This is a genomic window from Kaistella sp. SH40-3 (assembly GCF_030686865.1).
In the GTDB taxonomy this organism is placed as follows: domain Bacteria; phylum Bacteroidota; class Bacteroidia; order Flavobacteriales; family Weeksellaceae; genus Kaistella.
Genome location: NZ_JAQYUS010000002.1, coordinates 50123 through 63385, shown reverse-complemented (window position 1 = coordinate 63385; position 13263 = coordinate 50123). Strand labels below are relative to the sequence as shown.

General features: G+C 35.2%; 12 protein-coding genes. 5 read left to right on the top strand and 7 right to left on the bottom strand.

The features are described from left to right. Positions 1-30: 30 nt before the first annotated feature. Positions 31-2463: a DUF5916 domain-containing protein gene (locus tag PUH65_RS04080; protein WP_305518488.1), complete on the bottom strand. Its 2433-nt coding sequence runs from the start codon at positions 2461-2463 to the stop codon at positions 31-33. A gap of 121 nt (positions 2464-2584) precedes the next feature. After that, positions 2585-3352, bottom strand: a complete 768-nt coding sequence (locus PUH65_RS04075) for a DUF3108 domain-containing protein (protein ID WP_305518486.1) — start codon at positions 3350-3352, stop codon at positions 2585-2587. 141 nt (positions 3353-3493) lie between these two features. On the opposite strand from PUH65_RS04075, the gene PUH65_RS04070 reads away from it, so the two are divergent. From PUH65_RS04070 to xth, 4 genes are all read left to right on the top strand, one after another. Then, a complete protein-coding gene (locus PUH65_RS04070) occupies positions 3494-4546 on the top strand; it encodes an NAD(P)/FAD-dependent oxidoreductase (RefSeq protein ID WP_305518484.1) in 1053 nt (350 codons plus the stop codon). A 100-nt stretch (positions 4547-4646) separates the two neighbouring features. Beyond that, positions 4647-4979 (top strand): 2Fe-2S iron-sulfur cluster-binding protein, encoded by a 333-nt coding sequence (locus PUH65_RS04065; RefSeq protein WP_305518482.1) that lies wholly within the window; start codon positions 4647-4649, stop codon positions 4977-4979. Between the two features lie 126 nt (positions 4980-5105). Continuing rightward, on the top strand, positions 5106-7631 hold the full coding sequence (locus tag PUH65_RS04060; RefSeq protein ID WP_305518480.1) for a cation-translocating P-type ATPase: 2526 nt from the start codon (positions 5106-5108) through the stop codon (positions 7629-7631). 74 nt (positions 7632-7705) lie between these two features. Beyond that, on the top strand, positions 7706-8482 hold the full coding sequence (gene xth, locus PUH65_RS04055; protein WP_305518478.1) for an exodeoxyribonuclease III: 777 nt from the start codon (positions 7706-7708) through the stop codon (positions 8480-8482). A 68-nt stretch (positions 8483-8550) separates the two neighbouring features. Here xth and PUH65_RS04050 read toward each other — a convergent pair whose 3' ends face one another. The 5 genes from PUH65_RS04050 to PUH65_RS04030 form a co-directional block, all read right to left on the bottom strand. After that, complete coding sequence (locus PUH65_RS04050) at positions 8551-9270, bottom strand: DNA-formamidopyrimidine glycosylase family protein (protein WP_305518476.1); 720 nt, start codon at positions 9268-9270, stop codon at positions 8551-8553. Between the two features lie 2 nt (positions 9271-9272). After that, complete coding sequence (locus PUH65_RS04045) at positions 9273-10382, bottom strand: DNA topoisomerase IB (protein WP_305518474.1); 1110 nt, start codon at positions 10380-10382, stop codon at positions 9273-9275. A gap of 9 nt (positions 10383-10391) precedes the next feature. After that, on the bottom strand, positions 10392-10556 hold the full coding sequence (locus PUH65_RS04040) for a phosphatidate cytidylyltransferase (protein ID WP_305518472.1): 165 nt from the start codon (positions 10554-10556) through the stop codon (positions 10392-10394). Positions 10557-10594: 38 nt separating this feature from the next. Further along, the gene (locus tag PUH65_RS04035; protein ID WP_305518471.1) at positions 10595-11032 is read right to left on the bottom strand and encodes a DUF6526 family protein; all 438 of its coding nucleotides are present in this window, start codon (positions 11030-11032) and stop codon (positions 10595-10597) included. A 179-nt stretch (positions 11033-11211) separates the two neighbouring features. Beyond that, a complete protein-coding gene (locus PUH65_RS04030) occupies positions 11212-12762 on the bottom strand; it encodes a M20/M25/M40 family metallo-hydrolase (RefSeq protein WP_305518470.1) in 1551 nt (516 codons plus the stop codon). Between the two features lie 130 nt (positions 12763-12892). Here PUH65_RS04030 and PUH65_RS04025 point away from each other — a divergent pair, with 130 nt between their 5' ends. Continuing rightward, entirely contained in the window at positions 12893-13237 is a 345-nt protein-coding gene (locus PUH65_RS04025; RefSeq protein ID WP_305518469.1) for a phage holin family protein, read from the top strand. Positions 13238-13263 lie beyond the last annotated feature (26 nt).

Below are 13263 nucleotides of genomic sequence, written 5' to 3'. Positions count from 1 at the left end.
TGGAAGTTTTTTCGTTATAAAGGTGGAAGTTTAAAATTGGTCTTTCTTTTTAAACCAATTTTTCGCCTGATTATAATTCAGATAATAAGTTAATTTCAACGAGATATTATTAACCATCGGTTCATTAAATAAAGTGTTGAAGTTATCTTTAAACTTCATTCTCGAAAGTCCCAAATAATCTTCCACCGCATTTCTGTACATTAAAGTCAATTGACTTCCCGGCGCAAACCACCATGAATAGCGTAAATCTACATTCCAGGAATTATACGTTCCATTTAAATTTTCATTGAATTGATTCGTAGAAGTTAAAGTTCCATCTTGATATAAAGTATAGAAACTTTTATAAGTTACATCTGAATAATAATGACGAAAAGCCAATGAAAGCGACATTTTATCATTAAAAGTATATTGTGAAGTCAAACTGTTTTCATACGTGTTTCGCTGGCGTTTTCCCATGTAAATTTCATTGTCTTCTTTTCCTGCAAAACCAGTTTCATTATTGCTGAAAGAAGGATTAAATCGCCAAACAGTATTGAATTTGTCGGAGAAACGATATCTTAAATACATTGAAGGACTTACAAGATTTCTCCCTTTTTCATTATAAGCGTAATAATCAAAATTCAAATTATACTGAAACTTTTTTCTATTGTCACTTTCAGTCCAAATCCAGGTATTTAAATAAGAAGGTGTTTTTAAAAATCTTCCTTCTGTTCGAGGTTCATAGATGTCATTTTCACCAAAAGGCGTAAATTCAAAACCGCCACCATAACTTCTGAAATTTTTTGTTATAAACTGATTATTATGATTAATCACCAGATTTGTAAATAAATAGGGTTGTAATCGATGATAATAATTGACGTTAAAATTCAGATAAATATTATTAAATTTTTTCGTCGGTTCCAAAATTCGATAGCCATAATAAGCATTGTAATTTGCGAAATTAGTTGACGTAGAAAATCCTAGATCATTAATATCCCAGTTTTTTGTCACGAAATTTCCATCAAAATTAAATTGATTTTTACCGGAATTTTTTGCGAAACCAACTTGTCCTCGAGAACCGAATTTTGTTCCATCGTCCATCACCCAACTTCCTTTGATAGCGCCATAATAATTGTAGATATTCTTTTTATCATTAATATTCCACAAAAAAGCCGTAGAATTTGCATCCCGAAAATTACCGTCTCGAACAACATTCGTGTTGACTAATGTTACCGAAGAATTCTCATGAAACCTTTGATCCAAAACCAATACATTATAATTCGTCCAAGGTTCTACAACTTCTTTTCTGGTTTCACCGGTTTTTTCATTTTGAATTTGGGCTTCCATTTTTTCGGTAATTCCATTAAAAAATCCGATTCCTAAACCTTTATTGGTTCTTCCGGAAATTTTAAAAGCATTGAATAATTTTACTTTAGCAGGATATTCGGTTACTTTTTCATCAACTGAAGTCTCTGGATATTTCGATGGATTTCCACCAATTCTTCTCGAATAAAAAAGATTTCCTTTATTAAAAAGTTCGATTCCTTCAGTGAAAAATGAGCGTTGTTCGTCAAACTGTTGTTCGAAAGGACCTAAATTTAAAATAGAATTATCGAAATTGGTTTGTCCAAAATCTGGAATCAAAGTCATGTCAAAAGTAAAGGCATCATTAATTCCGTATTTGATATCCATTCCTCCATTAAAATTGGTAGTTGTTTTGCCATCAAAATTATTTAAATAAGTAGAGAAATAAGGCGTTAACGATAATCGTAAAGGAGGTTGAATATTTTCTATTCCATCTAAAATTCCGTCGTACATTAAATAAGTTGCTTTTTTATTATCAACGAAATTCCAAGTTAAATTCTGATTGGTTTTCTGAATCAGTCTGACGAAATTAATTCCCCATTTCTGAATATCTTTCTTTGGGAAACGCAGTTCTGAATAAGGGATTTTCATTTCAACAGTCCAACCGTTTTCATTAATCTTAACGGCTGAAAACCAAACGGCATTCCAGGAAAAATCATCATTTGCAGTTGACATAATTTTTGCATCTGCCTGCACGCCGGAAGCCTGTACGAAGAATAAAACCGCTTGCTGATGGTCATCATAACCATTAATGGTAATTCCGAAAACATCATCATTTCCGATATTATCTCGTTCTGCCAATTGTTTTTGAATATTTTCTGGATTGGGATCATACATCGTTGCACCGAAATAAATTCCCGTGTCATCATAAAGCACTTTTACGGTAGTTTTAAAATCCTGAGGTTCCGGTTTTCCGTTAGTTGGATTTCTCTCAATGAAATGTTCTGCTATCGCAGCATTTTTCCAGACTTCTTCATCCAGGATTCCATCGATTTTTGGAGCATTGTTTATTTTAATAATATTAATCCTCTTTCTGGAAATACTGTCTTTTGCAACAGTTTGCGAATTTGCCTTTATAAAAAAGAGGGAAAGTAGGAGTGTAGTGAAAAGGAGTTTCATTCAATAGTTTAGAAATAAGACAACGAAAACTTAAATAGTGTTACATCTCTTTTAAAAAAAAACAAAAAAAATAAACGAACCTAGATTCGTTTATTTAATTCTTAATGATTTACCTAATATTTTATTTTGTGAAATTGAGAGGATATTTTACATTCGAATAGGAATCAATATCTGCTTTCAAAGAACCGACGACTAATTCTGCTTTGATTGCAAGTGGCACGTGATTTTTGTCGTTGCTCACCCAAAGTGTTACGCCTTCTTTATCTTTAAATACGCGACCACTCATTACTTGCGGAACAATTTTTAAACTGCTGATATATCCGAATTTAGTTTTTATTCTTTCAATTCCTACAACTTTTACCTGAAAAGGAAACATTTCATCATCAATCCATATATTGAGTTTTTTCACAGTCCCGACTTTTAATTCACTTTCATCCAAACTTCTTAAATAATAAAAAGCAGACAACATATCTTGAATTCCGGTGACCGAATTTAACGATTTCGTAATGTTTTTTTCTTTATCCGTTAAAAGTAAAGTTTGATTACTATGGTTAAAAACCGTTTCATAATGCTGTGTATAATTCCCTTCTTTTACATCTCTGACATAAAAACTTGGTAAACCCGTATTGTAATTGATGAAACTTTCGTACTTATCTTCTACTTTAAAAAACGCCCGAACTGCTCCTGTTGTCTTACCTGTACCTTTCACATAATAATGAGGTTGACCTTTGTATGTCGTTTTTAAAGTCGTTAAATTTGCTGTTCCCGCGTTCAGAAGTCCATAGTGAATTCGGTAGCGCAAAACCTCTCCAGATTGAATATTTTGAAGTTTTTGAGCGTTCCCAAAAGTGATTGTTAAGAGTATAAATAATGATAGAATCTTTTTCATGCCTTTGCTTTTGCAAATAATTTGCCACAAAGATAAAACAATGCTTTTATTCGGTTTCATTATGACAAAAATCATAAAGAGGCTCCGCATAGTACTTTTAATTTTTGTAAATTTGTGGGATTATTTCCAAAATTTAGATTGATGATTACTACTGATATATTGATTATAGGAGCCGGCCCAACCGGACTTTTTACTGTTTTTGAAGCAGGTTTACTTAAGTTAAAATGCCATCTTATCGATGCGCTTCCGCAGCCAGGCGGTCAGTTAACCGAGTTGTATCCTAAAAAACCTATTTTCGATATTCCGGGATTTCCGTCCATTAACGCTGGGGATTTAGTAGATAATTTGATGGAGCAAACCAAACAGTTTCAGCCCGGATTTACCTTGGGAGAAACGGCTCAAACTTTAACCAAATTAGAAGACGGCACTTTTGAAGTGATTACCAATAAAGGTACTGTTCACCGTGCTAAAGCGGTTGCGATTGCCGGTGGTTTGGGAACTTTTGAACCGAGAAAACCCGCTCTGGAAAATTTGGCAGATTACGAAGAAAAAGGCGTGGAATATTTCATCAAAGAACCTGAGCATTTCAGAAATAAAAAAGTGGTCATCGCCGGCGGTGGTGATTCTGCTTTAGACTGGAGTATTTTCCTGGCAGATATTGCAAGTGAAGTGACTTTAATTCACCGTAGAAATGAATTCCGTGGAGCGCTGGATTCTGTCGAAAAAGTTCAGGCTTTAAAAGATCAGGGGAAAATTCACATGATGACTCCGGCAGAAGTAGTGGGTTTAAAAGGAGACGGGAAATTAACCGCAATTACCGTAGAAAAAGAAGGGGAAACTTTCGATATTGCAACGGATTACTTTATTCCTCTTTTTGGTCTAACACCTAAATTAGGAGATTTAGCAAACTGGGGACTGGAAATTGAGAAAAATGCAATCAAAGTAAATAATGCTTTGGATTACCAGACCAATATTCCGGGAGTTTATGCGATTGGTGATATCAATACGTATCCCGGAAAATTGAAATTGATTTTATGCGGTTTCCATGAAGCAACTTTGATGTGTCAAAGTGTTTACAATATGCTGAATCCAGGTAAAAAATTCGTTTTGAAATATACAACGGTAAGTGGAATTGACGGTTTCGACGGAAGTCGTAAAGAAGCAGAGAAAGCAGTCGTAATGAAAATCGACTAGTTTCAAAAAGAGCGAACTAAAAAATTAAACAAGCCACGAAGTGGCGCTTTAACAAAGAATAGGATAAAATCCTATTGATAAGATAAGATACAAACAAGAGATGCAAGATATTAATCTTAAAATTACCGATAGAAACGGCGATATTCACGAAGTGGTTGCGCCCACTGATATGTCGATGAATTTGATGGAAGTGATTCGGTCTTATGAATTGGCAGAAGAAGGAACCATCGGAGTTTGCGGCGGTATGGCGATGTGCGCTTCGTGTCAGGTTTACGTAGTGGAAGGTTCTGATAAATTAACCGAAATGGGTGCTGAGGAAGATGCGATGTTAAGTGAAGCATTCCATGTTCAGGACAACAGCCGTTTGGGGTGCCAAATTCATATCACTCCAGAAGTCGACGGTTTAGAAGTTGCAATCGCGCCGTATCCATAACAGAAATCGTTCTTTATAAAAGTTTAAAGGGAAGAAAATTTAGTTTTTCTTTCCTTTTTTATTTTCAAGGTATGACTGAAAATTACTCGATACTTTTCTTACCTTTAGTAGACCAATATTCAATAGATGTCTTTTCATATTCCCGAACATTTAAAAGGTTTAAACGACGAAGAAGTTCAACGTTCTCATCAGAAATTTGGTTTTAATCAAACGAAGCAAATTGAGAAAAGCAGTTGGCTGAAATTGCTTTTCGACATCCTACGTGAACCGATGTTGATTTTGTTAATCATCATTGCAATTATTTATCTGGCTGTTGGAAATTATGGCGAAGCCTTGTTTATGTTGGCAGCGATTATTTTGGTTTCCGGCATATCTTTTTACCAAGATAACCGAAGTCAGAAAGCGCTGGAAGAATTAGAAAAACTCAATGAACCTTTAAGCCGCGTTATTCGAAACTCTAAGATTGTAGAAATTCCTACGTATGAAATTGCAGTTGGAGATTTATGCATTACGGAAGAAGGAAAAATGATAAACGCCGATGGTAAAATTGTTCACAGCAATGATTTCTCCGTGAATGAATCCTCGCTTACGGGTGAAAGTTTTTCTGTTTTTAAAGATAATACTTCGGAAGACCGACAGGTTTATAATGGAACTTCCACCGTTTCTGGTTTGGCTGTTTTTGAAGTGGAACATATTGGTAAAGAAACGAAACTCGGTAAAATTGGTGAATCTATTTCCGCCATAAAAGATGAGAGATCTCCGCTGCAAAAGCAGATTGAACAGTTTCTAAAATACATGGCGATTATCGGAATTATCGTTTTCCTTTTGGTTTGTGCCGTTAATTATTACCATACTCGAAATATTGTTGATTCCTTATTAAATGGATTGACTTTGGCAATGTCGATTTTACCTGAAGAAATACCAGTGGCTTTTACAACTTTTATGGCACTCGGCGCCTGGAAATTAATGCGGGATGGTATCATCATTAAGAAAAGTAATATCGTTGAAACCTTAGGAAGTGCCACCGTTATCTGCACTGATAAAACGGGAACGATAACGGAGAATTCAATGCATTTGAAAGCAGTTTATGATTTTAAAAGCGACAAAGTTTTTAATGATAATCAATTTAATGAAGAATCAGTTTCAGAACTCATTCAATATGCGATGTGGAGTAGTGAACCAGTTCCTTTTGATCCGATGGAAAAATCGCTTCATCAGGTTTATGGTGAAACTCAAAAAGTAGATCGTCGTCCGGAATTCGAGATGTTTCATGAATATCCACTGGACGGAAAACCGCCGATGATGACACATCTTTTTAATAATAAAAAAGGCGAACGAATCATTTCGGCGAAAGGGGCTCCTGAAGCCATCATTAATGTTTGTCAACTTTCTGAAGAAGATCAAAGTAAAATAAGAAAGAAAATTGATGATTTTGGAAAGCAAGGTTATCGCATTCTCGGTGTTGCAAAATCGAACTTTCAAGGAGATGATTTTCCAAAAAAACAGCAGGATATCCAATTTGAATTTCTCGGAATGGTTGTTTTCTACGATCCGCCAAAAAAAGGAATCGACGAAGTTTTTAGAAAATTTAAAGAAGCCGGAATTAAAATAAAAGTGATTACCGGTGATAATGCTCAAACCACAAAAAGCATTGCTTTACAAGCGGGCATTACAGGGATTTCAGATCCAGTTAGTGGCGATGTAATTAGTCATCTGAGCGAAGAAGAATTAATGAAAGTCGTTGAGCAAAAAGTATTATTTACCCGAATGTTTCCGGAAGCGAAATTAAGAGTTATAAATGCTTTAAAAAAGAATAATGGAGTAGTCGTAATGCTTGGCGATGGCGTGAATGATGGACCAGCCTTAAAAGCCGCACACATTGGAGTGGCGATGGGCGAGAAAGGAACTGAAATCGCAAAAGCAGCTGCTGCAGTTATTTTAACGAATGATGATTTGGGAAAACTGGTAACTGCGATTGCCGCCGGACGTAGGATTTATACCAATATTAAAAAAGCAGTTCAGTATATTATTTCGATTCATATTCCGATTATTTTAACGGTTTCTTTACCGCTGTTTTTAGGTTGGGCATTTCCGCAAATCCTTACGCCGGTTCACGTTATATTTTTAGAATTGGTAATGGGTCCAACCTGTTCAATCGTGTATGAAAATGAACCGATGGAAAAAAATACGATGACTCAAAAACCACGTCCAATTTCGGAAACGTTCCTGACGATGCGTGAACTGGTGATTAGTATTATTCAGGGATTAATGATTACTGCAGGCGTTCTTTTCATTTATCAATTAACCTACAGAAATGGAGGTGACGAAGATCTGACGAGATCGATGGTTTTCACCACTTTAATTTTTGCGAATATCTTACTGAGTTTTGCGAACCGATCGTTCTATTATACGATGTTTGAAAGTTTTAGAAATAAGAATAATCTATTAATCTATATCACTTTTGCTACTTTGTTGGTGTTAATGATGATGCTTTATTTTGAACCGGTCACTCAATTCTTTAAATTAACTTCTTTGAGTGTAAACCAACTCTTAACGGCGGGTTCGGCAGCAATTATTTCAGTCATGTGGTTTGAAATTTATAAATTGATAAAGAGGACTTTCATTCTTAATAGAGATAAAAATTCGCATTAATTATATCTTCTTCCTCTTTCATTAATTTATATTGAATCAAAATATTTTTAATAATTTTATATAAAGTATTGATTATGAAAATTGCAACCTACAATGTAAATGGAGTAAACGGCAGATTGCCGGTTCTTTTAAAATGGCTCAGCGAAGAAAAGCCTGATGTCGTTTGTTTGCAGGAATTAAAAGCGCCACAAGAAAAATTCCCTGAAGCAGAAATTTTAGAAGCAGGTTATCACGCCGTTTGGGTCGGACAAAAAAGTTGGAATGGAGTAGCAATCTTAACTAAAACTCAAAAAGCAACTGTTATTAGAACTGCCTTGCCAGGTGACGAAAGTGATGAACAAAGCCGATACTTAGAAGTGAAGGTGAATGATTTAACAATAGTTTGTGTTTATGTGCCTAATGGAAATCCAACTCCCGGTGAGAAATATGATTATAAATTGAGATGGTTGGAAAGACTCGATGCTCAAGCCGAACTTTTAATCAGTTCTGGAAAACCGGTCATTATCACCGGAGATTTTAATATTATTCCAACCGAAAGCGATGTTTACAAACCGGAGAAATATAAAAAAGATGCTCTTTTTTTACCTGAAGTTCGAACTGCTTTTCAGAATTTAATTTCGCAAGGTTGGACCGATGGTTTGCGACATCTTTATCCCACAGAAACCATTTATACTTTTTACGATTATTTCAGAAAAGCCTATGAAAGGAATGCAGGAATGCGGATTGACCATTTTTTGCTTTCTCCCGAACTTGTCCCAAATTTAAAAAAGGGTGGAGTTGATAAAGAAGTACGTGGTTGGGAAAAATCGAGTAATCATGTTCCGACCTGGATTGAGTTGGAGAATATTTAATTCATCTCTCTCTTAAAATCAAAAAAATCTCTTTACATAAAGAGATTTTAAATTTTTATAATTGAAGATTAGTACAATTTCTGAACTTTTTCTACAACGTATGTTTTACGTTTGATTTTTGGAGCGACATATTCTAAAACATCCTTGCCTTCCCATTCCTTTTTCTTGTAAACGGAACTGGAAGATTTCCAGATTTTCTGTTCGATTAATTCTACAGATGCTGTTGAGAATTCTTTAATAATCTGAAGTAATTCTTTAATTTTTTTTGCTGGAATTTTATCAACCATACTTTCAGGATGAATTTTACTTAAGAATAAAACTTCATTTCGAATGATATTTCCCAAACCAGGAAAAACGTCTTGATTCAAAAGCACGTCACCAATTTTCTTATCGCCATACTTTTCCAGTAGAAGCCTTTGTGTTTTATCTGATTTGTATTTTTTCGAAAACACATTGAGTTCCTGATCAAAATCGTGATCTTTCTCTAACTTCTTAATTTTAACGACATAGAAATTAATAAATTCATCGCCGAAGAACAGTGGAAAACTGGCATTAACTTTCTTGGTTTCATTAATCAGAAAACTACCAAATAACCCGAAGTGCACAGTAATCAAAAATTCTTTAAAATCGAGTAGAAGGAGTTTTCCATACGTTTCAATCGAAACCAATTTCTTTCCCGAAATTTCTTCTGCGAAAGGATTATTGTAACCATCACTTTCGGTGACTTTTTTACCTTCAAATTTTTCGAGTCTCTTTTTAAAAACAACAATGGTTGGTCCTTCCGGCATAATTAAAGTTTTTCGTTTTGTAGGATCTTCATCACCATTTGTTCTTCTTTAGCCAATCCACTTTTACCATCATCAACTTCTATTTCATCTAATTCTCTTAAATATTTTTTAATAGAATCGTTTTCAAACATATTGATAATGAGCGGATGTATATAGTATTTTCGACAAACAGTACTCGTATTTCCTAATTCGCACGCGACCAAATCAATCGCGCGTTTTATCTTAGATTTTTTCTTTTCTTCAATTTCCTCCGCTTCAATTGCTTTAAAAGCAATCAGCGCATTCACCGTTCCAGACCAGGTTCTAAAATCTTTCGCCGTAAAATCTTCACCACTAATTTCCTTAATGTATTCATTCACCATTCCGCTTTCTATAGCGTGTGCGTTCCCATCTTCATCGTAATACTGAAATAGTTCTTTGCCGGGGATTTCTTTGCACTTTTTGATTGCTCTCGCGAGTTTGGCATTATTCAAATCAATTTTATGGTGAATTCCTTTTTTCCCTTTAAATGAAAATTGAATTTTTTTAGTTCCTATTGTAACATGTCGATCTTTTAAAGTTGTTAACCCAAATGATCCGTATAATTTTTCATAAATGTTATTTCCAATTCGGATGTTGGTTCTTTCCATCAGACTTACGACCAACGCTAAAACTTTTCGTTTGTCTAATTTTCTACGCGCCAGATCTTTTTCTAAGGCTAAACGAATCTTAGGTAAAGCCTCACCAAACTGCAGCATTCTGTAAAATTTTGTCCTTTTTCGAAGGGCGTTCCAAATTGGATGGTAGCGGTATTGTTTTCGTTGTTTAACGTCCAAACCAGTTGCCTGTAAATGACCGTTTTGCAAAGCACAGATCCAGACATTTTCCCAAGCGGGAGGAATCGCCAGTTGCTTAATACGTTGAATTTCTTCTTCGTCTTTAATCTTCTGATCGCGGGTAAAGTAAGCGAATTTTTTGCCTCTTTTCCTGCGTGCGATTCCTGGATTTTCACGGTCGCTGGTGTAAACTAAATTTACGGCCTTCGCAGATTTTTCCGGATCCTTCATGATTTTCACCATTTTCGAAGGACTTATTTTCTTGATAAGTTCGAGTGAAGGAGTTGCCGTTTTCATTGCATTAAATTATTTTTTACCTCTCGTGAATAAAAATATAATTAGCGCAATTACCGCTCCTACCAAGAAAAATGCCCACCACATTCCGGCTTTAAAAATGGTTCCAATTGCTTCACAACTTGTCAGAGACATTAATGCAAATACGGCTAATGTAAGAAATGTAAACTTTTTCATAATTTTATTTTTTAATGTTAATGTATATAATTTTTAAATTAAACTCTACTGTTATCGGCTTTCCAATTGGTAATTGACTTTTTAATTTCGTCTGCTGAAATATTTTGTTGAAGCGCTTTTTCTACTAAGATTCTGAATTCATCATCATAAGCAAAACGAAGCGCTGCAATTTGACCAAACGAAAGTTGAGATTCTACTTCGTCCGAACTTTTACCAAATAGTTCAAAATATCTTAATCTGAATTCTAATCTCACAATTCGATCTTGGTTTCCTAAAGCGTAATGTTGTCTTACCATTAAAGCCAAATAAATGAAGAGGAAAATTACGACCGAAAATAATATCCAGATTAATTGTTTGGGTTCATCATTGAAAATCTTCCAGATCCCCAGTATTTGTAGGAACCCAAGTAAGGGTAGATAAATAAAATGATGGGGCGGATAAAATTTAATGTAATTGTTATAGTTTTGATTCTTCATGAATATTTGCAATCAAAAACTCAACCATTCTAAATAATCGCTATTGAAAATCGCAACTTTTTGACAGATTAAGATATTTTAAATAAAAAGAAAAAGCCGGTAAAATCCTCAACGCTATACGTTTTAGAAATTACCGACTTTTTATTTGAGATTGCTTTTTAAAATCAATCAAGAAGACCTTAGTCTAAACCACCTTTTCTGGTTGGTTCTTTCATTTCTGGCCATTTCGCTGGTTCTCCAGTTCTTGGATTAATTGGCATTTTAATTCTTTCTGCAGATGCTTTTTCAGGATCTTCACTTGCCATGTACGTTAAGATTGCGATTGTTGCAACGTTACTTTTTAAATCATCAAAAACGATTTTGTCGTACGTGTCTCTGTTGGTATGCCACGTGTAAGAGCCGTAACTCCAACTTAATGAACTCAACATAAAAGCAGGAACTCCCGCAGCAATAAATGAAGCGTGATCAGATCCGCCACCGCCAGGAAATCCTGGGTATGAAGTTTCGATTCCTTTGGTTAATTCTTTTGGAACAGCGCTTAACCATCTTCCCATGTAATCATAAGAATTCAAGAAACCTTGTCCGCTAATATTTGCGATTCTTCCAGTTCCGTTATCCTGGTTGAAAACGGCCTGAACATTTGGCATTTCATCTTTGTGATCCCAAACGTAACCACGTGAACCGTTCAAACCTTGCTCTTCGCTTCCCCAAAGTCCGACAATAATTGTTCTCTTTGGATTAGGGTAATATTTTTTAAGAATTCTTGCCACTTCCATCATGGTAATGGTTCCGGTGCCGTTATCGGTAGCGCCAGTTCCGCCATCCCAAGAATCGAAATGCGCAGAAAGAATAACATATTCTTCAGGTTTTTCAGATCCTTTAATGACTGCAACCGTGTTGAAAGTTGGAGCAATTCCTTTATCTTTTGATTGTGCATTAATTTTTAATTTCGGAGTTTTTCCGTGCTGAATCATTCGGTATAATTGTCCGTAATCTTCTAAGGAAATATCTACAACAGGAATCGTTTTTGTTCCGGCAGCAAAAATTTTATTTACCCCAAATCCTCTTGACCAATAAGAAGAAACGATTCCGGCAGCACCGGCTTTTTCTAATTTTTCATTTAAAGATTTAGAAGTTTCTCCAGTTGCAGCAATTGATTTTCTCCATTCTTCAGAAGCCTCTGTAGATTCTTTTTTCATTTTTTCAAATGATTCCGGCGTTGCAAATTCTTTCCAGTTGTATTCAGGTCTTCCGGTTGGTTGGTATTGAGAAACCATGACCAATTTTCCTTTTACTTTAGGAAGCCAAGCGGTAAATTCTTCTTTGTTTTTAAACATTGGCAGCATCACTACATCGGCTGTTAAACCTTTTGCAGAAGTTGCCGGACTCCAAGCCAACTGCATTCCTTCGATTGATTTTGCATAAGGAGAAACCATTTCGATGGTTGAAGGTCCTCTTTCCCAAGATTTCCATTCGCCCCATTTTTCGTTCTTAGCATCGATTCCCCAGTTCTGAAAACGTTTTACCGCCCAGTCATGTGCTTGTTGCATTTTTGGACTTCCGACCAATCGTGGCCCGATGTCGTCCATCAATTCGTACGCAAGTGTTTCGAGTTGTGAGTTTTTGTAAGTTTCGTCCATAATTGATTGTACCATTTGGTCTTTCGTTTGAGCATTTAAGCCCACCGCGAAAACCGTAGAAACCATCAATAATTTTGCATAGTTCTTCATTGAATATAATTTTTGCGATGAAGATAATAAAATTTATTCTAAAGAACTGTCTATTCATCAGAGAAAAGAAATTATCATTGAAGTTCTTGCTTAGTCACTTTAATTTTTTAATTTTATAAAAAAATAGATTATGAATTTAATTATCCGATTATTAGTAACGGCAATCGTTGCTTTTGTCCTCACAAAAATCCTGAGTGGAGTTCATATTGACTCCTTCGGTTCTGCCGTAATTTTCGCTTTGGTTTTAGGAGTTTTAAACCTAATAGTTACTCCGATTTTAAAGATTTTGGGCTTGCCATTAACCATTCTTACTTTAGGATTTTTCTCTTTAGTAATTAATGCGTTGGTGATTTTATTGGCTGCAAAATTTGTAGAAGGAATGGCAATTGATGGATTTTGGTGGGCATTTATTTTCAGTATTGCTTTATCACTAATCACCTCATTGGTTAACGGAATTATTGCTCCGAGCGAGTAACCAATAAAACAGTAAATTTATAAACG